This is a genomic window from Klebsiella sp. K4 (assembly GCF_014596785.2).
Lineage (GTDB): Bacteria > Pseudomonadota > Gammaproteobacteria > Enterobacterales > Enterobacteriaceae > Klebsiella > Klebsiella pneumoniae.
The window spans coordinates 3,780,185-3,804,515 of record NZ_CP115021.1 but is presented as its reverse complement, the minus strand read 5'-3'; the positions used below and the strand labels follow the sequence as shown (position 1 = coordinate 3,804,515).

The 24,331-nt window shown below is 56.1% G+C and carries 27 protein-coding genes; 6 read left to right on the top strand and 21 right to left on the bottom strand.

Going from position 1 to position 24,331, the window contains the following annotated elements:
• Positions 1 to 83: 83 nt before the first annotated feature.
• Together IB144_RS18975 and dsbG are read right to left on the bottom strand one after the other, a co-directional pair.
• Positions 84 to 1,016 (bottom strand): LysR family transcriptional regulator, encoded by a 933-nt coding sequence (locus IB144_RS18975; RefSeq protein WP_002894372.1) that lies wholly within the window; start codon positions 1,014 to 1,016, stop codon positions 84 to 86.
• 180 nt (positions 1,017 to 1,196) lie between these two features.
• Complete coding sequence (gene dsbG / locus IB144_RS18970) at positions 1,197 to 1,946, bottom strand: thiol:disulfide interchange protein DsbG (protein WP_009485194.1); 750 nt, start codon at positions 1,944 to 1,946, stop codon at positions 1,197 to 1,199.
• A 411-nt stretch (positions 1,947 to 2,357) separates the two neighbouring features.
• Here dsbG and ahpC point away from each other — a divergent pair, with 411 nt between their 5' ends.
• A complete protein-coding gene (gene ahpC / locus IB144_RS18965) occupies positions 2,358 to 2,921 on the top strand; it encodes an alkyl hydroperoxide reductase subunit C (RefSeq protein ID WP_002894394.1) in 564 nt (187 codons plus the stop codon).
• A 187-nt stretch (positions 2,922 to 3,108) separates the two neighbouring features.
• Entirely contained in the window at positions 3,109 to 4,674 is a 1,566-nt protein-coding gene (gene ahpF / locus IB144_RS18960; protein WP_021463014.1) for an alkyl hydroperoxide reductase subunit F, read from the top strand.
• Positions 4,675 to 4,750: 76 nt separating this feature from the next.
• On the opposite strand, the gene uspG is transcribed toward ahpF, so the two are convergent.
• From uspG to dcuC, 4 genes are all read right to left on the bottom strand, one after another.
• On the bottom strand, positions 4,751 to 5,179 hold the full coding sequence (uspG, locus tag IB144_RS18955; protein WP_002894401.1) for a universal stress protein UspG: 429 nt from the start codon (positions 5,177 to 5,179) through the stop codon (positions 4,751 to 4,753).
• A 186-nt stretch (positions 5,180 to 5,365) separates the two neighbouring features.
• The gene (gene rnk, locus IB144_RS18950; protein WP_002894404.1) at positions 5,366 to 5,776 is read right to left on the bottom strand and encodes a nucleoside diphosphate kinase regulator; all 411 of its coding nucleotides are present in this window, start codon (positions 5,774 to 5,776) and stop codon (positions 5,366 to 5,368) included.
• Positions 5,777 to 5,954: 178 nt separating this feature from the next.
• Positions 5,955 to 6,752 carry a ribonuclease I gene (gene rna / locus IB144_RS18945; protein WP_004176884.1) on the bottom strand — a complete coding sequence of 266 codons (798 nt, stop codon included), beginning with the start codon at positions 6,750 to 6,752 and terminating at the stop codon, positions 5,955 to 5,957.
• Between the two features lie 92 nt (positions 6,753 to 6,844).
• Positions 6,845 to 8,218, bottom strand: a complete 1,374-nt coding sequence (dcuC, locus tag IB144_RS18940; RefSeq protein WP_004142371.1) for an anaerobic C4-dicarboxylate transporter DcuC — start codon at positions 8,216 to 8,218, stop codon at positions 6,845 to 6,847.
• A 338-nt stretch (positions 8,219 to 8,556) separates the two neighbouring features.
• Here dcuC and pagP point away from each other — a divergent pair, with 338 nt between their 5' ends.
• Together pagP and cspE are read left to right on the top strand one after the other, a co-directional pair.
• Entirely contained in the window at positions 8,557 to 9,075 is a 519-nt protein-coding gene (gene pagP, locus IB144_RS18935) for a lipid IV(A) palmitoyltransferase PagP (protein ID WP_004183399.1), read from the top strand.
• A gap of 194 nt (positions 9,076 to 9,269) precedes the next feature.
• Positions 9,270 to 9,479, top strand: coding sequence for a transcription antiterminator/RNA stability regulator CspE (gene cspE / locus IB144_RS18930; RefSeq protein WP_002439184.1), 210 nt, complete (start codon positions 9,270 to 9,272; stop codon positions 9,477 to 9,479).
• A gap of 67 nt (positions 9,480 to 9,546) precedes the next feature.
• Here the strand turns inward: cspE and crcB are convergent, their stop codons facing one another.
• Positions 9,547 to 9,930, bottom strand: coding sequence for a fluoride efflux transporter CrcB (crcB, locus tag IB144_RS18925; protein ID WP_004223642.1), 384 nt, complete (start codon positions 9,928 to 9,930; stop codon positions 9,547 to 9,549).
• Between the two features lie 89 nt (positions 9,931 to 10,019).
• On the opposite strand from crcB, the gene IB144_RS18920 reads away from it, so the two are divergent.
• Positions 10,020 to 10,808: a deaminated glutathione amidase gene (locus IB144_RS18920; protein WP_004212622.1), complete on the top strand. Its 789-nt coding sequence runs from the start codon at positions 10,020 to 10,022 to the stop codon at positions 10,806 to 10,808.
• Between the two features lie 242 nt (positions 10,809 to 11,050).
• Entirely contained in the window at positions 11,051 to 11,257 is a 207-nt protein-coding gene (tatE, locus tag IB144_RS18915; protein WP_002894464.1) for a twin-arginine translocase subunit TatE, read from the top strand.
• A 190-nt stretch (positions 11,258 to 11,447) separates the two neighbouring features.
• Here the strand turns inward: tatE and lipA are convergent, their stop codons facing one another.
• From lipA to lptE, 14 genes are all read right to left on the bottom strand, one after another.
• Entirely contained in the window at positions 11,448 to 12,413 is a 966-nt protein-coding gene (gene lipA / locus IB144_RS18910; protein ID WP_002894467.1) for a lipoyl synthase, read from the bottom strand.
• A 180-nt stretch (positions 12,414 to 12,593) separates the two neighbouring features.
• Entirely contained in the window at positions 12,594 to 13,553 is a 960-nt protein-coding gene (locus IB144_RS18905) for a YbeF family transcriptional regulator (protein WP_004220154.1), read from the bottom strand.
• Between the two features lie 130 nt (positions 13,554 to 13,683).
• Positions 13,684 to 14,328, bottom strand: coding sequence for a lipoyl(octanoyl) transferase LipB (gene lipB, locus IB144_RS18900; RefSeq protein WP_002894472.1), 645 nt, complete (start codon positions 14,326 to 14,328; stop codon positions 13,684 to 13,686).
• Between the two features lie 104 nt (positions 14,329 to 14,432).
• Complete coding sequence (ybeD, locus tag IB144_RS18895) at positions 14,433 to 14,696, bottom strand: DUF493 family protein YbeD (RefSeq protein WP_002894474.1); 264 nt, start codon at positions 14,694 to 14,696, stop codon at positions 14,433 to 14,435.
• A gap of 112 nt (positions 14,697 to 14,808) precedes the next feature.
• Complete coding sequence (gene dacA, locus IB144_RS18890; protein ID WP_002894539.1) at positions 14,809 to 16,008, bottom strand: D-alanyl-D-alanine carboxypeptidase DacA; 1,200 nt, start codon at positions 16,006 to 16,008, stop codon at positions 14,809 to 14,811.
• Positions 16,009 to 16,146: 138 nt separating this feature from the next.
• Positions 16,147 to 17,295 (bottom strand): endolytic peptidoglycan transglycosylase RlpA, encoded by a 1,149-nt coding sequence (gene rlpA / locus IB144_RS18885; protein WP_004147579.1) that lies wholly within the window; start codon positions 17,293 to 17,295, stop codon positions 16,147 to 16,149.
• Between the two features lie 11 nt (positions 17,296 to 17,306).
• A complete protein-coding gene (mrdB, locus tag IB144_RS18880) occupies positions 17,307 to 18,419 on the bottom strand; it encodes a peptidoglycan glycosyltransferase MrdB (RefSeq protein WP_002894613.1) in 1,113 nt (370 codons plus the stop codon).
• Positions 18,419 to 20,320, bottom strand: a complete 1,902-nt coding sequence (mrdA, locus tag IB144_RS18875) for a peptidoglycan DD-transpeptidase MrdA (RefSeq protein WP_002894617.1) — start codon at positions 20,318 to 20,320, stop codon at positions 18,419 to 18,421. The genes mrdB and mrdA overlap by 1 nt, the downstream gene beginning before the upstream one ends.
• 27 nt (positions 20,321 to 20,347) lie before the next feature.
• Positions 20,348 to 20,815: a 23S rRNA (pseudouridine(1915)-N(3))-methyltransferase RlmH gene (rlmH, locus tag IB144_RS18870; protein ID WP_002894620.1), complete on the bottom strand. Its 468-nt coding sequence runs from the start codon at positions 20,813 to 20,815 to the stop codon at positions 20,348 to 20,350.
• A gap of 3 nt (positions 20,816 to 20,818) precedes the next feature.
• The gene (gene rsfS, locus IB144_RS18865) at positions 20,819 to 21,136 is read right to left on the bottom strand and encodes a ribosome silencing factor (RefSeq protein WP_002894623.1); all 318 of its coding nucleotides are present in this window, start codon (positions 21,134 to 21,136) and stop codon (positions 20,819 to 20,821) included.
• A gap of 222 nt (positions 21,137 to 21,358) precedes the next feature.
• Complete coding sequence (locus tag IB144_RS18860) at positions 21,359 to 21,988, bottom strand: adenosylcobalamin/alpha-ribazole phosphatase (protein ID WP_004151650.1); 630 nt, start codon at positions 21,986 to 21,988, stop codon at positions 21,359 to 21,361.
• A gap of 72 nt (positions 21,989 to 22,060) precedes the next feature.
• Positions 22,061 to 22,711 (bottom strand): nicotinate-nucleotide adenylyltransferase, encoded by a 651-nt coding sequence (nadD, locus tag IB144_RS18855; protein WP_004176879.1) that lies wholly within the window; start codon positions 22,709 to 22,711, stop codon positions 22,061 to 22,063.
• Positions 22,704 to 23,735, bottom strand: a complete 1,032-nt coding sequence (holA, locus tag IB144_RS18850) for a DNA polymerase III subunit delta (RefSeq protein WP_002894692.1) — start codon at positions 23,733 to 23,735, stop codon at positions 22,704 to 22,706. The genes nadD and holA overlap by 8 nt, the downstream gene beginning before the upstream one ends.
• Complete coding sequence (gene lptE / locus IB144_RS18845) at positions 23,735 to 24,325, bottom strand: LPS assembly lipoprotein LptE (protein WP_002894693.1); 591 nt, start codon at positions 24,323 to 24,325, stop codon at positions 23,735 to 23,737. The genes holA and lptE overlap by 1 nt, the downstream gene beginning before the upstream one ends.
• Positions 24,326 to 24,331: the final 6 nt, after the last annotated feature.

Here is a 24,331-nt window from a genome sequence, read left to right as displayed (position 1 = left end):
TTCCCGTTAGCTCAGTATAAACGATGAGGGGTAGGAAATTAATGGTCGATTATTGTTTCTGGCAGCGGGGGAACAGAAGGGCGTTATTCGCTGTGATTAAATTTGGGCCGTGATGCCTCTCGATCATTCATTAATATGGTGATTAATTCAGTTAAAAAATGATTTTGCGAAGATGCATGGTGGTAATTAATGTAGATCGTGATATCCGGAAAAAGATTATCTATGTTGATGGCGTGAAGCTGCATAGTGGGTGAGATAAAGTCATATAAATAGGAAGGCAAAAAGCCAATTAAGTCGGTTTTATTAATCATGTTAAGAATGGTCATAAAAGAGTCGCTGCGAAAGGCAATATTGCGCGGATTCAGCCAGGCGATGCTGCTTTGCTGCACGCGCTGAATAACGGGATCGTTGGTAATATAGTGAGTGAAAAACTCCTGTGCCAGTGACTCTACCGAGGTAAGCGTTTCGCGTCGCGGATGGCCCGCCCGGCAAACCGCCAGCGTCTGCACCGTCTGATAGGGCTGACAGATCGTGGCGCGGTTGGTAATGGGCATGCGGGTGAACACCAGGTCCGCCTGGCGATACGCCAGCAGCTCCTCAGCCGATTCGGTGGTGGTCAGGTTATGGTGCTCAATTTGCAAGTTCGCCTGATGACAGAGCTGGTTAATCATAACGTGGCTATTGACTGAACAGAACAGCGGGGGGCCATATATCACAATACGTTTACGCAGTTCTGAGCGATTATTAAGATTGATGGTTTTTTCCAGCTGCTCCAGATTTTGCTGTAGATGATAATGAAGATTGACGCAGGCGGTGGTGGGCGTCATTCCTTTGCCAACACGAACAAATAGCGGATCGTTTAACTGCTGGCGCAGACGCTGCAACGACTGACTCACCGCTGAGGGGGTGATAAATAACATCGCCGCCGCTTTGCTGATACTCAAATGTTGATAGATACATTCGAAAATAACCAATAAATTCAAATCGAACTTTTTCAGATCGTAAAGATTTGCCATTAATGCAGTCCTGTTTATTACCGGTGCGGATTATAATATTCTTAATGATAATGTTTTGTGGCTTAATATTTGCGGTGTGAATTTAATTATTGGCAAATACAGTTAAGTTCTGCTTAATATATCTTATCGTCGACGGTGGCGCCAGCGGTCGCTTCCGCCAGGCGCCATTGCGGGATGGAATTACTCTTTTTCACCCATCATAATATGCAGTTTCTCTTTATCCGGTAGGCCGACCACCTGCTGCAGCATATTATCTTTATTCATATAATAAATCGCCGGCGTCACGTTGGCTCCCAGATCGTCCATCAGCTGCTGGTTGACGTTGAGCATTTTCATTTTCTCCGGCGGAATAACTTTCGGGATCGTCAGAGCCATTTTCCCATTCGATTGCTCGTAATCATGCCAGGTTTTCGCCGGATCGTTGCTGGCGAGAATCGCCGCGGCGGTGGCCGGGCTCTCCGGCTTGATCACCCCCACCAGCAGAGTGCGGATCTGCACTTTACCGGCCTCTACCCAGGGGCGGGATTGCTGCCAGAACTGCTTGCAGTAGGGACAGAAGGGATCGGCAAAGACATACAGCACGATAGGGGCGTCCTTGCGACCATCCTGCAGCCAGTGGGCGCTGGCCATTTTCTTCCACATCTCTTGTCCCGCCGGGGTATAGAGTTCTTTCTGAAACAGCTGCTCGCTGAGGTTGCTGCCGTTCTCATCATACATATAGCCGGAGATCGCGTGTTTACCATCCGGCGTTAGGTAGATGGCGACCCCCATGTCCTGGTATTTGCCCAGCCAGCCTTTCATTCCCCCCGGCGCCTCAAAGGGTTTTATAATGGTAATGCCCTGTTTTTCAATCGCTTTTACCGGAGCGGGGAGTTCCTCCGCATGGCTGCATAACGGCAAAAGGCTGAGTAACAGCAGACGCTTTAACATAAGTATTCCTTGTAAAATCAGCAGGAAAGGGCAAAACGATTGTCGAACCTATCACAGTCATAGGCAAGATCAGCAGAATGACGGATTGCCCTTTGCTGGCGTGGGTGATGTAATCCTGGATGCTGTTACATTAAGGTAATGTAGAGCGCAACACATAGCCAGTCTGACTGGCGCTGAACCTACCCTCGGGTATTTCAGGTAACGGGGCCGCCTGAAAAGGTGGCCTTTTTACTTTTGTCGCGGCAAATGATGCGAAAAACAGCGATTAGCGCTGAACGCGTCGACAGGTTCACAGAGTTGTCTTGTTCCGGTTGTTAGATAACGCTTATTGATTCGATAATGTAAACGCATTGGTCGGGTCAGGAAAAATTCGTTAACTTAGACCTCAACGAAAACACGGAGGAAGTATAGATGTCCTTAATTAACACCAAAATCAAACCGTTCAAAAACCAGGCATTCAAAAATGGTGAATTCATCGAAGTCACCGAGAAAGACACCGAAGGCCGCTGGAGCGTCTTCTTCTTCTATCCGGCTGACTTCACCTTCGTCTGCCCGACCGAACTGGGCGACGTGGCTGACCATTACGAAGAACTGCAGAAGCTGGGCGTAGACGTTTACTCTGTGTCTACCGATACCCACTTCACCCACAAAGCGTGGCACAGCAGCTCTGAAACCATCGCCAAAATCAAATATGCGATGATCGGCGACCCGACTGGCGCCCTGACCCGTAACTTCGACAACATGCGTGAAGATGAAGGTCTGGCTGACCGCGCTACCTTCGTCGTTGACCCGCAGGGTATCATCCAGGCGATCGAAGTTACCGCTGAAGGTATCGGCCGTGATGCGTCTGACCTGCTGCGTAAAATCAAAGCGGCGCAGTACGTTGCTTCTCACCCAGGCGAAGTCTGCCCTGCGAAATGGAAAGAAGGCGAAGCGACGCTGGCTCCTTCTTTAGATCTGGTTGGTAAGATCTAAGTCTGTTTGTGCCCGGCGGCGCTACGCTTGCACGGGCCTACAAGATCGTAGGCCGGGTAAACGGCGTGCCACCCGGCAATCAATGGGCGCTTTCGCGCCCATTTTATTCCAACACCATGATGCAAGCGCATTCAGGCAGCCTGACGAGGCCGCTTGCATGATGATGTTTTAAGCCCAGGAGATAACAATGCTCGACACCAACATGAAAACCCAGCTCAAGGCCTACCTTGAGAAGCTGACCAAGCCTGTTGAGCTGATTGCCACGCTGGATGACAGCGCTAAATCGGCAGAAATCAAGGAACTGTTGGCTGAAATCGCTGAACTGTCAGACAAAGTCACCTTTAAAGAAGACAACACGCTCGCGGTACGTAAGCCCTCGTTCCTGATTACTAACCCAGGTTCCGACCAGGGCCCGCGTTTTGCAGGCTCCCCGCTGGGCCACGAGTTTACCTCGCTGGTGCTGGCGCTGCTGTGGACCGGCGGTCATCCGTCGAAAGAGGCCCAGTCGCTGCTGGAGCAGATCCGCGATCTTGATGGCGATTTCGAATTCGAAACCTACTATTCGCTCTCCTGTCATAACTGCCCGGACGTGGTCCAGGCCCTGAACCTGATGGCGGTGCTCAACCCGCGCATCAAACACACGGCGATTGACGGCGGGACCTTCCAGAATGAGATCACCGAGCGTAACGTCATGGGCGTGCCAGCGGTGTTCATGAACGGTCAGGAGTTTGGTCAGGGACGGATGACGCTGACTGAAATCGTCGCCAAAGTGGATACTGGTGCGGAAAAACGCGCAGCGGAAGAGCTGAATCAGCGTGACGCTTACGATGTACTGATCGTTGGCTCCGGCCCGTCCGGCGCGGCGGCGGCGGTCTACTCTGCACGTAAAGGGATTCGTACCGGCCTGATGGGCGAACGCTTCGGCGGTCAGGTGCTGGATACCGTGGATATCGAAAACTATATTTCGGTGCCGAAAACTGAAGGCCAGAAGCTGGCAGGCGCGCTGAAAGCGCACGTCAATGACTATAACGTCGACGTGATCGACTCCCAGAGTGCGACCAAACTGACGCCGGCGGCGACAGAGGGCGGCCTGCATCAGATCGAAACCGCCTCCGGCGCGGTGCTCAAGGCGCGTAGCGTCATCATCGCCACCGGGGCGAAATGGCGCAATATGAACGTGCCGGGCGAAGATCAGTATCGCACCAAGGGCGTGACCTACTGCCCTCACTGCGATGGTCCGCTGTTTAAGGGCAAACGCGTAGCGGTAATCGGCGGCGGGAACTCCGGCGTGGAAGCCGCCATTGACCTGGCGGGCGTCGTAGAGCATGTGACCCTGCTGGAGTTTGCCCCAGAGATGAAAGCCGACCAGGTGTTGCAGGATAAAGTCCGCAGCCTGAAGAATGTCGACATCATTCTTAATGCGCAGACCACGGAAGTGAAAGGCGATGGCAGCAAAGTCACCGGCCTGCAGTATCGTGACCGGGTGAGCGGCGATGAGCATCATATCGCGCTGGCGGGGATCTTCGTCCAGATTGGCCTGCTGCCTAACACCACCTGGCTGGAAGGCGCCGTTGAGCGCAACCGCATGGGTGAGATCATCATCGATGCGAAGTGCGAAACCAACGTCAAAGGCGTGTTCGCCGCGGGCGATTGCACCACCGTGCCGTACAAACAGATTATTATCGCGGCAGGGGAAGGGGCAAAAGCGTCGCTGAGCGCTTTCGACTACCTGATCCGCACGAAAACCGCATAACAAGTCAGACAATAGACCTGCATAACAAAGAGGCTACCCAGGGGTAGCCTCTTTTTTTATACTCTTTTCGTCATTCTTACCTGACGACCATTACCGGGATATGGGCATGGCGGATCACGCTTGAGGCATTGGAGCCGAGCAGGTGGGTACTGATGGAGGGATTGCGTGAGCCAATAACTACCACGTCGGCGTTAATTTCGCTGGCCAGCTCGTTGACCATATCGCGCACGCTGCCAAAACGGACATGTAGCTTGATACGAGACGGGTCAATGCTGAAGTGGCTGACCATCGTCTGCAGGCGAGTCTCCGCCTCATGCTGCAGATGTTCCTCAAACCGCCGCAGGTCGGCGGTAAAACGGCTCATGGTAAAGCTCGCGGAACCCGGTAAGACGTGGAGCAGATGGATCACCCCGTCCTGCTGGGCCAGAAACTCCGCGTGCCGGACGGCTTTATCGCTCAGCGCCATCTCAAAGACATCAACCGGCATAATGATAGTCTTATACATATGCAATCCTCCTTGTTCGTTTGCGTCTATATCAACATATTATATGCGGATATTGTGTCATTCAGGTCGCAAAACTGTCAGCCAGGCAGGCGCAAAGCGTAAAAAAGGGTAAGCGGCGGGAAAACAGCAGAAAGAGGATGTGCGGACATCCTCTGAATAAAGCGCGAAACGCCTCAGGCAGCGGGATTAGCGGTGGAATTCGCCAGCGGCTTCCGGCTGGTACAATAGCTCCAGCACTTCCAGGTGCGTCGATGCGCCGCCCGGCAGCTCCCAGTGAATGGTGCTGCCGACTTTCAGGCCCAGCAGCGCGGCGCCCACCGGCGCGAGGACGGAGAGCTGGCTGGCGCTGTCGGTCACCTGTGACGGAAACACCAGCGTCCGCACGCGCTCTTCGCCGCTGGTTAAATCGCGGAATTTTACCCTGCTATTCATGGTGACGACATCATGCGGCATCGCTTCCGGGGCCAGCATTTGCGCGCGGTCGAGTTCCTCATTCAGGGCATCGGCAACCGGTGAGTTGGCGAAAGCCGGCTGCTCCAGCAGCCTGTCGATACGTTCGGCATCCAGTTCATTAATGATGATTGCGGGTCTGGTCATTGCATACTCCATGTTATCCAGGAACCTGTCCGTAAAAGAAAACCCTCGCCGAAAGGGGCAAGGGTTAAGGTCCTACCATCATACTGAGAGTTGCCGGCAGTTTGAAGTGATGAAACGCACATTCAGCGTGCAACACCATCCGGCGGACGGTGTTTTCCAATCAGCATCCCGCTTTGCGCTAGTGGCCAACCTTATCGAGGATAAACTGTGCGCCGCAGTTACCCGGGTGAGGCTGGGGCAGAAAAGCGGAAGTGGCCAGCGGGGCGTTGATGGTCGCGGCGTTGAGCGAGATTTGCATCTCCGTCAGATAGGCCGGATTACCGTTGCAGGTTAGCTTAAACGCCTTCACGCTCTGCGGACCCCAGGCGCGGGCCACGGCGGCGTCGAAGTCGGCGCGGCTGACCGTTTGGCCATAGTGCTTCGCGAGAAAATCCCCCACCGGGCTGCGCTTAATTTCACCGTTTAGTCGCACCATGGCGCCAAAGTAGCTGTCGGGATCGAAGCCGAAGCAGACGCCATGTTTGGCATATTCGTAGCGTTCCAGACAGGAGGTGCCGCCCGATCCCGGCATCACATTATTAAGTTTATTGGCCATCTCCAGCGACAGTCCGGTCTCCGCCGCCTGGCATTTGCGGTTCGCTTTTACCTCCGGCATGTTAGGCACCGGACGCGTGGCGCAGCCGTAGCGCATCCAGCGACGTTCATCCACTCCGCGCGCGGCAATGGACTTTGGCAGCCCGGGCCACAGGCCATGCACGGTCAGAAAGTCGGCTTTATTCGCGGTGTCCTGCTGCAGGCGACACTCTTCCGGTTCGTTGCGATTGCGGTCATACATGCTCTGACAGAATCCGGTTTGCCAGGAGAGGGCAAGGACGTAGCGGTCAAAATCAGCGTATCGCGTCGCGGTGAGCGGTTCAGCACCGGCCTGAGTGGCGGTAAGCACAAGGGCAATCGCGGCGAAATCCTTCCTGAACATTTTTATTCCTGATTATGGATGGCAAAAGATAACGGGGAGTTATTAAAGCATAAAAAAGGCGCCCGCTGGCGCCTTTTCGCGTGGTTAGACCATTAGTGGAGCGCGCTGCCGGGCACCAGGATTTCAGTAGCAACGATCACCACCAGCAGGCCAACGAGCACCGGCACTGAGGTGCGCTTGACCACTTCGAATGGGGAAATCTTCGCCATCCCGGCAACGGCGACCACCACCCCGGAGACGGGCGATATCGTGCGGCCGAGGTTAGAAGCCTGCAGCATCGGAATCGACAGGTAGGCCGGATTGATGCCGGAGGAGTGCGCCAGCTTGGGGATCATCTCAACGAAGGCGTAGAACGGGGCATTACCGGAACCGGTGGTCATCGCCGCCAGCATGGTCAGGATCACCAGCACCAGCATCAGAATAATGCTGGCCGAGCCGAAGGAGGTGGCGATTGAGATCAGACCGTTGATAAAGCCGATAGTGCTTAACCCCTGGGCAAAGACGCCGGCGGCAACCAACAGCATCACTACGCCGGCGAAGGCGTCGGCCATTCCACGGTAGGCGACTTCCAGCCCGCTAAAGACGTTTTTGGTGTTGAAACCGCGCAGGAACTCGAGGATCGCCGCCAGCAGCATGCAGCCAACGAGGATGGTGATAATGTGCAGCTCCGGCCCCCATTTACCGTCAAAGATCAGCACGCCGATGATCGGGGTAAACGGCAGAATGGCATACAGCGCCGGGGCGGTGGTGGTGATGTCGTTGACATCGAGCATCTCGTGAGAAATGTGCTCTTTTTTATCCAGATAGCGCTGCCAGAAAAAGTGGGCGATCGCCATGCAGATAATGGCCGCGATGGAGATCGGCAGCGTGGTTTTAAAAGCAAAGTCGATCAGCGGCATTTCAGCGGCTTTGGCCGCCAGGACGACGTCACCCGAGGTTGGCGAGAGGATAATCGCCGCCGGTGAGGCGCAGATGGCGGCGGCGGCCCCGCGGCTGATACCGACATTCACCATTACCGGGAACAGCGTCGCCATCAGCAGTACGCCAAGGCCGGTCGCGGAGGAGACGGCCAGCGACATCAGGCAGGCGACAAAATAGGCGGCAATCATCAGCAGATAGGGCGAATTAATATAGCGCAACGGCTTCGACGCTAATTTGACCACCATATCATTAGCGCCAATATGGGTCATATAGGTGGCGAAGCCGCATAGCATCATGATCATCATACCCAAATCGCCGCCGCGGCTCATGAGTAGAATCTTAATGTATTCAATAATATCGGTAGCGGAATAGCCGGTGCTCGCGGTATTACCCGGTAACACTTTATGTCCCAGCAGGGCGCTGACGATCAGTAAGATTAAGCCTCCGACGAACAGCACCCCGGTGGCCGAGTAGCCTTTAATGATATAGCGGGCTACGCCCACAATGACCACGATCCCTATCAGGATCTCAATAAACGTCAGCATTTATTACCCCTAAACCCAAAGAATATGTAGATAAAAAGCACCACACCAAATTTTAATGTGCGAATGTGCCGAAAAAACGGACAAAACTCGCTGATGCAAATCAATAAAGCGATAAGAACTACACGTCCCCCATCACGCCTGGATATAATCACCAGATGGATAGTTAAGCCGTTCTGATGGACAGCGGGCGAAAATCAGGAGTTTGCCTTATTTCGTTCAACCTGCATTGAGATTATCTTTGCTATTTTAGGTGGCTTTTAAATCAAAGTGGTAATAGAAAAGTGTTGATGTTACGTCGTTTTTCATTGTTTTCTCTTGGTTTTTTAGGATGGTTATTGGTGTCCGGAAACGCCAGCGCGTCGTTTTCATCGACCCTTAGCGAAGGTTACCATACCTTAAGTAATAACGTAGCGCAGACCTGGAATGAGCCGGAGCACTATGATTTGTACGTTCCAGCCATCACCTGGCATGCGCGCTTTGCCTATGACAAGGAAAAAACCGATAAGTATAACGAACGTCCGTGGGGGGCAGGTTTCGGCGTCTCGCGCTGGGATGAGAAAGGGAACTGGCATGGCCTGTACCTGATGGCGTTTAAAGACTCTTTTAATAAGTGGGAGCCCATCGGCGGCTACGGCTGGGAGAAAACCTGGCGCCCGCTGACGGACCAGAATTTCCACCTCGGCCTTGGCTATACCCTCGGCGTCACGGCGCGCGATAACTGGAACTACATCCCGATCCCGGTGATCTTGCCATTGGCGTCAATAGGTTACGGTCCGGCAACTTTCCAGATGACCTATATTCCCGGCACCTACAATAACGGTAACGTTTACTTCGCCTGGGCGCGCTTCCAGTTTTAATTCGCTAAGTCTTAGCAATAAATGAGATAAGCGGAAGGTCTTGTGCAAAAACAAGGACTAAAGCGTTACCCACTAAAAAAGATAGCGACTTTTATCACTTTTTAGCAAAGTTGCACTGGACAAAAGGTACCACAATTGGTGTACTGATACCCGACACAGCATTAGTGTCGATTTTTCATATAAAGGTAATTTTGATGTCTAAGATTAAAGGTAACGTTAAGTGGTTTAATGAGTCCAAAGGATTCGGTTTCATTACTCCGGAAGATGGCAGCAAAGATGTATTCGTACACTTCTCTGCAATCCAGTCCAACGGTTTCAAAACTCTGGCTGAAGGTCAGCGCGTAGAGTTCGAAATCACTAACGGTGCCAAAGGCCCTTCTGCTGCAAACGTCATCGCTCTGTAAGCAACGCGTCAGTAGAATATAAAAACCCGCTAATAAGCGGGTTTTTTTTTGCCTGTCTCCTTCGCTTTTAGCGGCTGGCCGCCTGCGAGAAAAGCCAGAAGGCGAGCGCCGTCATCGCAAACGAACCCAGCAAATTCACCGCGACGTTGAGCAGCGCCCAGCTTACCCGGCCCTGCTGCAGGAGAAACACCACTTCCGCAGAAAAGGTGGAGAACGTGGTCAGGCCGCCGCAGAAACCGGTGGTAATCAGCAGTTTCCACATCGGGTCAATACCGGTCAGACGATTAAACCACGCCAGCCCGGCGCCAATCACAAAGGCGCCTAACAGGTTGGCCGTTAGAGTCCCAATCGGGATAGCATGGTGTACAGGATTGAGCTTCATGCCGAGCCACCAGCGCAATACGCTGCCGGTGCCGCCGCCAATAAAAACGGCGCAAAGAAGTTGAAACACGGTCGTTTCCTGCTATTTGATGTAAGAGAGTGTCAAGTGTAGCGCGCATCGGGCGCGATTGGCTATCCATAACCTGACGGGAGAAGAACATGCGGGTAGCGGCAGGACAATTTGCCGTCACGCCAGTATGGCGGACGAATGCGCAAACCTGTGTGGCGATGATGCAGCAGGCGGAGCAAGAAGGGGCGGCGCTGCTGGTGCTGCCGGAGGCGTTGCTGGCGCGGGATGACAACGACCCGGATCTGTCAGTTAAATCGGCCCAGCCGCTGGATGGCGCATTTTTGCAGCCGCTGTTGGCCGAGAGCAGGCGTAACAGCCTGACCACGGTCCTGACGCTCCATGTGCCGTCAGGGGAGGGGAGAGCGACCAACACGTTGGTGGTATTGCGGGAAGGCGCAGTGATTGCCCATTATCATAAACTTCATCTATATGACGCCTTCGCGATGCAGGAGTCCCGGCGGGTGGATCCCGGTCAGCAGATCCCGCCGGTGATTGAGGTGGCGGGATTACGCGTTGGCCTGATGACCTGCTACGATCTTCGCTTTCCGGAACTGGCGCTTTCGTTGGCCCTGAATGGGGCACAGCTGCTGGTGCTGCCCGCTGCATGGGTGAAAGGGCCGCAGAAAGAGCATCACTGGGCTACGCTGCTGGCGGCACGCGCTCTCGATACTACCTGCTATATCGTGGCGGCAGGCGAATGCGGAACGCGCAATATCGGGCTGAGCCGCATCGTCGATCCGCTGGGGACCACTCTGGCGGGGGCCGGGAGCGAGCCGCAGCTGATCTTTGCCGATCTCTCAGCGGATGACCTTGCGCGCGTTCGCGAGCGTTTGCCAGTGCTGCGGAACCGACGATTTGCGCCACCGCAATTATTATGACGTTTTTTTAAACAAGGCTTGATTCACCTTGTTACAGATTGCTATTGTGTCCGCGCGTCAAATACCCGTATTGTTTATCCCAATAATTCGCTGTGCACGTCAGGATGGACATCTCAGCGCTCACTCCCGGAGGGGAGGCTATGGGCCGAAACACGCAGCCCACGCACAGGTGGATTACAATAGGACGGATAAATGCGTGTATGATGGCGTATTCGCAGCTTGTATAGAGAAGAAGGTTAGCTATGGGTGAGATTAGTATTACCAAACTGCTGGTAGTCGCAGCACTGATTATCTTAGTGTTTGGTACCAAGAAATTACGTACGCTGGGCGGCGACCTGGGGTCGGCTATCAAGGGCTTTAAAAAAGCCATGAACGAAGATGACGATAGCGCGAAGAAAACCACCGCAGAAGAAGAAGCGCCGGCGCAGAAGCTCTCTCATAAAGAGTAATTCTCCGGCTGCGTCCCCTGACGGGATGCTGGCGGTACGGCGAAGAGGCCGCGACGTTTATCGTTGCGGCCTTTGTCGTTTTTGTCGACGCCGCGGAGAAAAGATGCAACTAACTGTTACGGACAGGCGAAACGGATGAAGCGGAGAGAGCCGCTGCGCCGAAAAGGCGCGCAGCGGCGGAAGCGGTGGGTTATTTAACTTCCATCCCTTTAGCCTGCAGGTCGGCATGATAGGAAGAGCGGACGAAGGGACCGCAGGCGGCGTGGGTGAAGCCCATCGCCATCGCTTCCGCTTTCATCTCTTCAAACTCTTCCGGGCTGACGTAGCGCTGCACCGGCAGGTGGTGACGGCTCGGCTGCAGATACTGGCCTAACGTCAGCATGGTGACGCCATGGCGACGCAGGTCGCGCATTACTTCGATGATCTCGTCGTTGGTTTCGCCCAGACCTACCATCAGGCCGGATTTCGTCGGGATCTCCGGGTGCGCTTCTTTAAAACGCTCCAGCAGCTTCAGCGACCAGTTGTAATCCGCGCCCGGACGTACCTGACGATAAAGACGGGGCACGTTTTCGAGGTTATGGTTGAAGACATCCGGCGGGGTCACCGTCAGAATATCAAGTGCGCGATCCATGCGGCCGCGGAAATCCGGAACCAGCGTTTCGATCTTAATCGACGGGTTTTTCTCGCGAATGGCGCTGATGCAGTCGGCAAAATGCTGTGCGCCGCCATCACGCAGGTCGTCACGGTCTACCGAGGTGACTACGACATAGCGCAGACCCATATCGGCGATAGTTTGCGCCAGCTTTTGTGGCTCGTTTGCATCTGGCGCGACCGGGCGTCCATGCGCGACGTCGCAGAACGGGCAACGGCGGGTACAGATCGCGCCGAGGATCATAAAGGTCGCGGTACCGTGGTTGAAGCATTCTGCAAGGTTCGGGCAGGAGGCCTCTTCGCACACAGAGTGCAGGCCGTTCTTACGCATCGCTGCTTTGATTCCCTGGATACGGGACGAGTCTGCCGGAAGTTTGATTTTCATCCATTCCGGTTTTCTGAGCAGAGCTTCACGCTCAGTTGCCACGTTTTTCACCGGGATAAGGGCCATTTTATCGGCGTCGCGGTACTTAACACCGCGTTCCATCACAATGGGTTTACTCATAGCGTGCGTGTTCCAGTTGCGAGTCACGAAGGAAAGCGAATTAATTCAATGAAATGTTGCAATTATCAACTATTTTTGAATCAAGAGCAGGCAGTATACCATTGAAAAGGGGCAGAAAGCAGCCTGCCTGCCCGGCAAATTGTAAAATAGTTGTTGTTTTATCCTTTTCCCTTCCGTGCGCTACGCCTTAAACGAGCGGATCACCGTCTCGATGATCTCTTTCAGCAATGGCTCTTTCCCGCTCAGCTTATTAAAGTGCAGCGCAACGTCAATCTGCTCTTCACCGAGGGAAGGGAAATCCAGGGTCTGCAGCGGCCAGAGACGGGACACCATGGCGAACAGGCGTTCGGTGGTCAGACCTAGCATATCGCTCCCGGCGATCATCGCCGCCTGGGTCATCAGGTTAAAGGTGCTAAAGCCGCAGCGGCGCTCGCCCATCTCTTCCTGTAGTCGGCGATGGAGGGTGGGGTAGCGCTGGCCTTCCGGCAGCAGCAGCGCAAATTCGTACTCCGCGAGGGTCGTTTCATCCTGCGGACCGTCCAGCGCGGGATGTCCTGCGCGGCAGTACATCTGTACCCGATCCTGATACAGCACATGATGGCTTATCGCCTGGCCGCTGTGCAGGTGGGTATCAATGAGCAGATCCACCTGGCGCTGGTCAAGCTGCCGCGCGGCGTCGACGATGGCGATATTGTGCAACAGGATCTGCGGAAAGGTCGGCTTCAGCGCGCTGGCCAGGCCAGGCATCAGCAGCGCTCCCATCGCTGGCGTAGTGGCGATAGTGATCACCCGCTGCTGGTGCGGGCTACCGGTGATATCCAGCGCGCTGAGGAAAGCTTCCATGCCGCGGCTGATGTATTGATGAAGATGGGTGGCATAGGCGGTGGGGGTGACGCCCTGTCCTTTGCGGATAAATAGCGGATCGGGGAACAACGCCCGCAGTTTGTTAATTGACTGGCTAATCGCCGAGGGTGTGATATTGAGTATCTTCGCGGCGTTGACGATACCTTTATGTACGTATACCGCTTCAAAGATCGTCAACAGATTGAGGTCAATATTACGCAGGATGCGAAACATTTGACGATCGTAACGTTCATCCTGTCTGTCAGGAGATTCTGACGGAGGCGTATTCTCTGGCACGCGATGAGTCCGGTTGGGAATGATAGGCCAAGTATAGCGGCCCACCGCGTTGCCGTGCGTGACAATTGATTGCAAAAATAACGTGTTACTCGTTTAGCGCCCCGCTGACAGCGGGACGTTGGCCTGCCGCTTAATCCCGGGGAAGATATTCGTGTGGTGGATGATTTAGCAGCGCCAGCAGATTGGCGACCAGCCGCGGAGCGACCGTCTCCGGGGAGGCTGCCGGCTGCCACTGGCGCATTTGCGTCATCTCCATACCGGCATAGCCGCAGGGGTTGATACGCAAAAACGGTGTGAGATCCATGGCGATATTAAGCGCCAGACCGTGGAAAGAACAACCTTTACGGATCCGCAATCCCAGAGAGCAGATTTTGCGTTCGCCGACATAGACGCCAGGGGCGTCGGCGCGGGGGTGCGACTCGATACTATATTCAGCCAGGGTATTGACGACCGTTTGCTCCAGTAGCGTCACCAGCTCCCGCACGCCCAGCTTACGGCGCTTGAGGTCCAACAGGACGTACATCACCTGCTGTCCCGGACCGTGATAGGTGACCTGGCCGCCGCGATCGCTCTGGATCACCGGAATATCGCCGGGCACCAGCACGTGTTCCGCTTTGCCGGCCTGACCCTGGGTGAATACGGGGTGATGTTCCACCAGCCAGATCTCGTCGAGGGTATCTTCATCACGGGCGTCGGTAAATTCATGCATCGCCTGCGAGACGGGTTCGTAAGGTTGCAGGCCAAGCTGCCGGATAAGAATTTTATTGTGCTGCAAAACAACATCTCCGCCGGGAAGAGAGAATTCAGGTTGGGGAGTATATCACAGCCGTGCAGAAGGGAATGAGAAGACCCGGCACGGCGGCCGGGTCAGGGAAAAGGTTACAGCACCATCCGAACGATATCGATATTGCCTAACTCTTCGTACAGCGTTTCCACTTGTTCAATGTGGGTGGCGTTGATGGTGATGGAGACCGAGTGGTAGTTACCTTTGCTGCTCGGTTTTACTGACGGCGAGTAATCACCAGGCGCATGGCGCTGTACCACTTCCACCACCTGATCAACCAGCTCCGGCAACGCCTGCCCCATTACTTTGTAAGTAAATGGCGTAGGGAATTCAAGCAGTTCGTTAAGTTTGGTTTTCATGTCAGCTCCGGTGTTACGACAAAATAATAACTCCCACCAAGGGCGGGAGTTATCAGGTTACTTGGATGAATAGTATATGGGGATGGAAATCACACTTTCAAGTGTTCGATTTTTAACCAAACCAGTGGTGGAACATTAATTTAATGTAATCAATAATTTTGCCGAAGAAATTACCTTCCGGAATTTCCTGCAGGACCACCAGCGGACGCTGGTCGATGGTTTTACCATCCAACTGGAAGTTAATGGTGCCGACAACCTGGTTTTTCTGCAGCGGGGCGTGCAGCTCAGTGTTATTCAGCACGTAGCTGGCTTTCAGATCTTTCATTCGGCCGCGCGGAATGGTCAGGTAGACGTCTTTATCCACCCCCAGCGAAGCGCGATCGCTGTCGCCGAACCAGGCCGGTTCGGAGGCAAACTCTTTGCCAGCTTTAATCGGGTTGACGGTTTCGAAGAAGCGGAAGCCCCAGGTAAGCAGTTTTTTGCTTTCTGACTCACGGCCTTTGAACGTCCGGCCGCCCATTACCGCGGAGATCAGGCGCATCTGGCCTTCGGTGGCGGAAGCGACGAGGTTGTAACCCGCTTTGTCGGTATGGCCGGTTTTGATGCCGTCGACGTTCAGGCTGTTATCCCACAGCAGGCCGTTACGGTTCAGCTGGCGGATGCCGTTGAAGGTGAACTCTTTCTCACGATAGATGGAGTACTCGTTCGGTACGTCGCGGATCAGCGCCTGGCCAATCAGCGCCATGTCGCGCGCGGAGCTGTACTGTCCGTCAGCATCAAGACCGTGAACGGTCTGGAAATGGGTGTTTTTCAGGCCCAGAGCGTTTACGTAGTTGTTCATCAGGCTGACGAAGGCGTCCTGGCTGCCGGCGACGTAGTCGGCCATCGCCACGCAGGCATCGTTACCGGACTGCAGGTTAATACCACGGATCAGCTGAGAAACCGGCACCTGCATGCCCGGCTTGAGGAACATCAGAGAAGAGCCTTTGAAAACCGGGTTGCCGGTGGCCCAGGCATCGTTGCCGACGGTGACCAGATCGGACTCTTTGAATTTGCCCGCTTTCATCGCCTGACCGATAACATAGCTGGTCATCATTTTGGTCAGACTGGCCGGGTCGCGGCGGGAGTCGGCATTGTTTTCAGCCAGTACCTTGCCAGAGTTGTAATCGATAAGGATCCAGGATTCGGCGTCAATCTGCGGGGCGCCTGGGATCATCGTTTTGATATTCAGGTCATCGGCGCGGGCAGCGGAGGAGAGCGCTGCAACGGAGAGCGCCGTAATGAGTAAACGAGCGGTGAAAGAGGTCTTCATGGTCAGAACAACGGCATCCGTGATGGAGTTAAAAAAGTGCCTTACTATAGCAAATGCTCTGCGGGCCAGCATCCGACATTGCGCATGAGTTTGTTAATGACTTTTACATGCGCGAGGTGAACGGGCGGCCCGCGGCGTTTAGTTGGCGCGAGTAATAAAGGACTGCAGCTGCGCTTCGCTTTGCAGGCGCTGCTGCACGGCGCTGGCCTGTGCTTTATCAGCAAAGGGACCCAGCTGAATACGCCAGACCGCGCCGTTTTGCATGACCCGGCCTGGCACAGAAAACTGCTGGCTCAGGCGCTGCTGATACTGCTGCGCCCGCGTCTGGTCGCTTACTGCGCCCACCTGGACAACAAAATTACCGCTGGCGCTGGAGGTCGCGGAGGACGAGGCCGCCACGGCGCCAGCGGCTGCGGCGGTGGCCGCAGCGGGCGCCACATTACCCTGAATGGAGCCAGGCGCGGTCACTGGCGCTGTTGGCGTGGCGCCGGCGGCAGGAGCCGTCGCGGCGGCTGCCGCTGGTTCGCTACTCTCCAGCACGCCGTTGTTCAGGGGCGTCGGCGCGCCGAGGAAACCGCCGCTGTTCACCGGCGCGCCCACGCTGTCTGCCGGCGTCAGCGTGCTGTTGCTGATCGGGCGAACGTCAGTGGGTGCGGGCTGGCTCATGCCAGCGGCGTCCCCACCGTCCAGATTCGGACGGGCGGGCAGGGCGTAAGTCTGTTTGGCGACGGTGGTACAGGCCATCCCCGGGCCGGAAAGCGAACCGTCAGGCGCGACGATGATGGGGTCGATGCGCACTTTGGTGTTGTTGGAGGTGTTCAGGCGGTCAGCGGATGCGCGGGAAAGCGAGATGACCCGATCGTTGCCATAGGGACCGCGATCGTTAATCCGCACGACGATCATCCGTCCGTTGGCAAGGTTAGTGATCCGCGCGTAGCTCGGGATCGGCAGCGTCGGGTGCGCTGCGGTCAACTGAGTCGGATCGAAGGCTTCGCCGCTGGCGGTCAGGTTGCTGTTGGGTTCTGCGTCATAGATCGCCGCGAAACCGGCCTGAGTAAAGTTGGCCGGATCCTGAACGATTTTGTAGCTTTTACCGTCGCGCTCATAATCCTGATTCGCCGTGGCGTTCGGCGTTTCATACTGCGGATCGGCGCCGCTGATCTCAACCGTCGGGCCATTACAGACGGCCGGCTGTGGAGTACTGACCGTTTTTTGTTGCACGTCATCACTCGAACATGCCGCCAGCAGCCCCGCTGCTATGCAGATCCCCAGCCATTGCTTACGCATTGCTAACCCCTTTAAACGCTTTTCGACAACATTTTTCTGTGGGTATGGATCGACATTACGATACCAAACCCGGCCATCAGTACGATCAGGGCGGAGCCCCCGTAGCTCACCAGCGGCAACGGTACGCCCACCACCGGTAAAATACCACTCACCATACCAATATTTACGAAGACATAAACGAATAAAATCAACATTAAACCACCGGCCATGACCCGGCCAAAGGTGGTTTGCGCCTGGGCGGCGATCCACAGTCCGCGCATAATCAGCAGAATATAAAGCGCTAGCAGGATCAGTACGCCAATCAGGCCCAGCTCTTCGGCGAGGACGGCGAAGATAAAGTCGGTGTGGCGTTCCGGCAGAAACTCCAGCTGCGACTGGGTGCCGTGCAGCCAGCCTTTGCCGCGCAGACCGCCGGAGCCAATGGCAATTTTAGACTGAATAATGTGATAGCCGGCGCCCAGCGGGTCAGTTTCCGGATCGAGGAGCATCATCACACGCTGACGCTGATAGTCGTGCATCAGGAAGAACCACAGGATCGGAATAAAGGCGGCGACCAGCACCACGGCGATACCAATCAGGCGCCAGCTGAGGCCGGAGAGGAACAGCACAAACAGCCCGGATAGGGCGATCAGGATCGAGGTCCCGAGGTCAGGCTGCGCCGCCACCAGCAGCGTCGGCAGGAAGATTAGCACCAGGGCAATGCCGGTGTTCTTCAGCGACGGTGGACAGACATCGCGGTTAATAAACCGCGCCACCATCAGCGGCACGGCTATTTTGGCGATCTCCGACGGCTGAAAGCGCACAATACCGAGATCCAGCCAGCGCTGCGCCCCTTTGGAGATGGCGCCGAAGGCGTCAACGGCTACCAGCAGGATGATACAGAAAATATAGAGGTAGGGCGCCCAGCCTTCATAGACCCGCGGCGGGATCTGCGCCATGACGATCATGATCACCACGCCCATGGCGATCTGGCCGATTTTACGCTCCATCATGCCGACGTCCTGACCGCTGGCGCTCCAGATAACCAGCGCGCTGTAGGTCAGCAGCGCCAGCAGGATAAGCAGCATGGTGGGGTCAAGATGGATTTTATCCCATAGCGATTTTTTGTTCGGATTATCCGTCATTATTGATCCTCCCCTGCGGTTACCGCCGGGTTTTCGCTTGGCAGCGTAGTGTTGTTATCGCCCAGCATGATGTGATCGAGGATCTGGCGCATAATGGTACCGACCGCCGGGCCGGCGCCGCCGTTTTCCAGAATCATCGCCACGGCAACCTGCGGGTTGTTATAAGGCGCAAACGCCGTCATCAGTTTATGGTCGCGCAAGCGCTCGGAGATCCGGTGCGCGTTATAGGTTTCGTTGGCCTTCAGGCCGAACACCTGAGCGGTACCTGACTTGGCCGCGATTTTATACGGCGCGCTGGCGAAGTATTTGTGCGCGGTGCCGTTGCCGCGGTTGGCCACGCCGTACATGCCGTCTTTGGCGATTTCCCAATAGCCGGAATGGATATCGCCTACCGGCGGCTCATGGGGCTGGACCCAGGGTACGGGCTTGCCGTCTTCCACGGTGCTCTGCAGCAGATGCGGCACCTTCACCACGCCGTCGTTAATCAGGATCATCAGCGCTTTGTTCATCTGGATCGGCGTGGCGGTCCAGTAACCCTGGCCGATGCCCACCGGAATGGTGTCCCCCTGGTACCAGGGTTTCTTAAAGCGCTTGAGCTTCCATTCGCGGGTCGGCATGTTGCCAGAGCGCTCCTCGGAGAGGTCGATACCGGTGTAGTGGCCGTAGCCAAACTTGCTCATCCACTCTGAGAGACGGTCGATGCCCATGTCATAGGCGACCTGGTAGAAATAGGTATCTGCAGACTCCTCGAGCGCTTTGGTGACGTTCAGATGGCCGTGGCCCCACTTTTTCCAGTCACGATAGCGTTTCTCTGAGCCGGGCAACTGCCACCAGCCGGGGTCGAAGAGGCTGGTGTTGCGAGTGATCACCCCGGCGCTCAGCGCCGAGACGGCGACGTACGGTTTGACCGTCGACGCCGGCGGATAGACCCCCTGCGTCGCTCGGTTGACCAGCGGTGTGTTCGGGTCGTTGAGCAGCGCGGAGTAATCTTTGCTGGAGATGCCGTCGACGAACAGGTTCGGGTCATAGCTCGGGGTTGAAACCAGCGCCAGAATAGCGCCGGTACGCGGGTCGGTGACCACCACGGCGGCGCGGCTGCCGGCCAGCAGCGTTTCAATATACTGCTGCAGCTTGAGGTCGAGGGTGAGGTAGATGTCGCGTCCGGCCTGCGGAGGCACCTCTTTCAGCTGACGAATGACGCGGCCGCGGTTGTTCACTTCAACCTCTTCGTAGCCGGTCTGACCGTGCAGAACGTCCTCGTAATAACGCTCTATACCCAGCTTCCCAATGTCGTGCGTCGAGGCGTAGTTGGCCAGCTTGCCCTCTTTATCCAGGCGGTCGACGTCTTTATCGTTAATTTTTGAGACATAGCCAATGACGTGAGTCAGCGCCGAATTATAGGGGTAATAACGACGCTTGTAGCCTTTGACTTCCACGCCGGGAAAGCGGTACTGGTTGACGGCAAAGCGGGCCACCTGCACTTCGCTGAGGTTGACCTTTACCGGAATCGAGGTAAAACGATGGGAGCGGGCGCGCTCCTTTTTGAAACCGGCGATGTCATCGTCGGTTAAATCGACGACGTCGCGTAGCGCATCCAGCGTCTGCTGTACGTTATCGACTTTCTCCGGCATCATCTCCAGCTGGTAAATGGTGCGGTTAAGCGCCAGCGGGGTGCCGTTGCGATCGTAAATAATGCCGCGGCTCGGCGGGATCGGCACCAGCTTGATGCGGTTTTCGTTCGAGCGCGTCTGATAGTCGTCGAAGCGAACGATTTGCACATTGTACAGGTTGGCGATCAGAACGCCGGTAAGCAGCAAAATCCCCAAAAAAGCGACCAGCGCCCGGCGCACGAACAGCGAGGATTCAGCCGTATAGTCGCGGAAAGAATTCTGTAATTTCATTCGCTGCTTAGTCTACCCTGATCATCATTACTCACGGTGGTACGGGTGGTTGGTGGTGATGCTCCACGCCCGGTACAGACTCTCGGCCACCAGTACGCGCACCAGCGGGTGAGGTAAGGTGAGGGTGGAGAGCGACCAACTCTGTTCCGCCGCTGCTTTACAGGCGGGAGAGAGACCTTCCGGGCCGCCTACCAGTAAACTGACGTCGCGCCCGTCCTGTTTCCAGCGTTCCAGTTCGCGCGCCAGCTGCGGTGTATCCCATGGTTTACCCGGAATATCCAGGGTCACGATGCGGTTCTTACCGGCAGCGGCTAACATCATCTCGCCCTCTTTTTCGAGGATGCGTTTGATATCAGCGTTCTTACCGCGCTTACCGGCAGGGATCTCCACCAGCTCGAACGGCATATCTTTGGGAAAACGGCGCAGATACTCGCTAAAGCCGGTCTGTACCCAGTCCGGCATTTTGGTGCCAACGGCCACCAGCTGCAACTTCACGCATTAACTCCAGAGTTTTTCCAGCTCGTACAGACGACGGCTCTCTTCCTGCATGACGTGGACCATCACGTCGCCGAGGTCGACGACGATCCAGTCGGCGGCGGCTTCCCCTTCAACGCCCAGCGGCAGCATGCCGGCGGCGCGGGACTCCTGAACCACGTGGTCGGCGATAGACATCACATGACGCGTGGAGGTGCCGGTGCAGATAATCATGCAATCGGTGATGCTGGATTTGCCATGTACATCAATGGCAACGATGTCCTGACCTTTCAGGTCATCAATTTTGTCGATAACAAAATCCTGGAGTGCTTTACCCTGCAAGTGTTCCCCCTGGGTGCGTGAAGATTGATAATCATAAAGAGCCTGACAGTATACCTGAACTGATGAAAAAGTCGGGTGAAATGTCTGTCGGCAGGCGTTCGTGGCGGGCTATCATCCCATCCCTCGCCGCGGATTGCATCGCCATTTTTGTAAAACAATTTCTGCAAACCGGCTTTGGCGGATGCTGCCTGGCAGCGGAGAATAACAGCCTGCTCTGGCCTGTCAATGGTCTGGCGGGAATTCTTCTTGCGGCCGCCAGACGGCCTGGCTATTTAATACCCGCAGGGTGGTGAAATCGTCGCGGATTTCGAGGAGGCTCCAGGCGCCATGGGCAATGGGAAAGTGCCACATCGCCGCCGCAGGCATCTGCAACAGCAGGGCGGTCAGCAGGCTCAGGACGCCCTGATGGCCGACGATCAGCAGATGGTCAAGATGGCGGCAGTCGGTCAGCGTTGGGATAAACTCGCTGACGCGGCGGGCAAAATTCTGAAAGCTTTCGCCGTTGGTGGGGGCCGCATGCTGCCAGTCGGCACACCAGGCGGCATAGTTTTCCGCATCTTCTCGCTGGAGGTCGCGATGATGACGCATCTCCCAGTCGCCGAAAAACATCTCATTGAGCGCGGGATGGCGCTCACGCGGAATAGCGCGGTCGCCAAGCAGCAGATCGGCCGTTGTCCCGGTCCGCGCCAGCTCGCTACAGAATACTTTATCGAAAGGCGCCAGGCGCAGCCGTTCGCCGAGCGCGCGCGCCTGAGCGACGCCGCGCGGCGTCAGGGGCGTTGGGGCATGGCCGCTGTATAACCCGGCAACGTTGGCTTCGGTTTCGCCATGGCGAACTAACCACAATTTCATGAACAGGCTCTGACAGGCGATGAAGAGATGGCGTTACGATAGCGCTTTTTTCGCGCCAGGCCCAGCCTGGGGTCAGCAATAGAGTCCCTGCTCGCGGATGTAATCCAGCACGGCGGCGGGCAGCATCTCGGCGCAGGACTCGCCGCGCTCAAGGCGCTGGCGGATGATCGTCGCGGAAATATCGAACCACGGCGTCTCAGCCAGGTAGATCACGCCGGAAGGGCGGTTATGCAGAGACTCCACGTCGTGGGTTAAATGGCGATCCAGCCAGCGCTGATCCGCTTCCTGCGCCATGGTCAGCGGGTAACCCGGGCGGCGGCAAACAATCAGGTGGACATTGTCGAGAATGGTTTCATAGTTGTGCCAGGTGGGAAAGGTCAGTAGCGAATCCTGGCCAATGATAAACGCCAGCGGTTTGCGCGGCCCTTGCTCCTGGCGCCACTCCTGCAGCGTTTGCGCCGTCCAGGAGGGGGTATCGCGCCGTAGTTCGCGTTCATCGAGCGTGAACAGCGGTTTATCGGCAATCGCCAGCTTCAGCATGTGCACGCGCTGGGCGCTGGTGGCTTCCGGCTGCGGCCGGTGCGGCGGAACGTTGTTAGGCATGATGATGACCTTGCTCAGGCCAATCTGATTCGCCAGGATCTCAACCGGCTTGAGGTGACCGTAATGCACCGGATCGAAGGTGCCGCCATAGATTGCCTGTAACTGAGTCATATCAACCATCAATAAAAACGTCCGCCAGGGCTTTGTGGCAGAGCAACAACGAAAGACTTTCCAGTTCGGGCCAGACGTCGTGCCCGTAATCCTGTTTAAAGGTGAGCTCCGCGCGGGTCAGAAGGGTCACCGCCTGGCGCAGCTGTTCCCCGCTCAGGCGCGTGAGGGCGTCGCTGAGCAGCTGACGGCGGTTTTGCCAGACCCGATGTTTATCAAACAGCGAGCGCAGCGGCGTGTGCGTCGCCTGGCGCTTGAGGGTAACCAGCAGCAGCAGCTCCCGCTGCAGAGTACGCAGCAGGATCGCCGGCTCGCAGCCTTCAAGGCGTAACTGCTGCAGGACGTGCAGCACGCGCTTACTTTTGCCTGCCAGTAGGGCATCGACCCAATGGTAAGGCGTAAAGTGCGCGGCATCGTTTACCGCTTGCTCAACGCGGGGGAGGGTTAGCTTACCGTCCGGCCAGAGCAGCGCCAGACGCTCCAGCGCCTGCGCCAGCGCCAGCAGATTGCCTTCGTAACAGTAGCACAGCAGCTGACTGGCCGCGTCGTCGAGCTGCAGCTGATGCTGTTTGGCCCGGGCGGCCAGCCAGCGCGGCAGCTGCGCGTATTCCGGCGTCTGGCAACTGACCTGGACTGCGCGCTGAGCCAGGGCGGTGAGCCATGCGGCATTCTCCTGGGCTTTGGTCAGCTTATTTCCGCGAACTATCAGCAGCAGGTCGTCGTGCAGCAGGCCAACCAGCGTGGCGAGCTGTTCATTGATCGCCGCGTTGGGGCCGTTTTCCGGTAGGATCAACAGCAGGGTTTGCCGGCTGGCAAACAGGCTCATCGCCTGGCTTAAGGCGAAAATCGCCTGCCAGTCGGTGCTGTTGTCGATTGAAAAAGTATGGTGCTCGGTAAAGCCCTGCGCGGCAGCAGCTTCGCGAATGGCGTCCTGGCTTTCCTGCAACAGCAGGGGATCGTTGCCAAGCAGCAGATAGGCCGCGCGCAGCCCTTCAGTGAGCTGCGCGCGGAGCTGTTCCGGGTACAACCGAATCATCATTGACCCAGCGTGGTGGAGACGCGGTTACCCGAGGAAGCCGGCGCCGCGCTGCTGGCGACCGGTTTCTCTTCCTGCTGGGTTGCTTCAACATCCGCTACCTGAACGCTTGGCAGCTTACGAATCAGCTGTTCCGCCGCTTTGTCGTACATTTCCTGGATAATCATATCCTGCTCGGCGTCTTTCGCTAATGCCGCCTGCGGGTTATCAAAGAACGACCGATAGACCTTGGTGGTAATCGGATAGATATCGTGACCCGGGATCAGGACGCTGGCATGAACGGTCATGACCATCTGATACTCCGCCGTACGACCATCCTGGAACACCGATGCGGTATCTTTCTGAATCGACGAGCCATCGAGGCGCAGAGAAGGGACATCTTTACGCAGCGTGCTGGCGTCGATCAGTTCCACGCCGTTAAGACGCAGCTGATTACGTACCGCGCGGCTTAACGGGCCGTTCGGATCGCTCGACTGGAAAATCATGGTTTTCATGGTGGCGGGCACCTTGGTAGTGCTACGCAAATGCCAGCCACAGCCGGCGGTGACGAGCACCGCCAGAGATAACAACATTGTTACCAGATATCGCACGCTTCC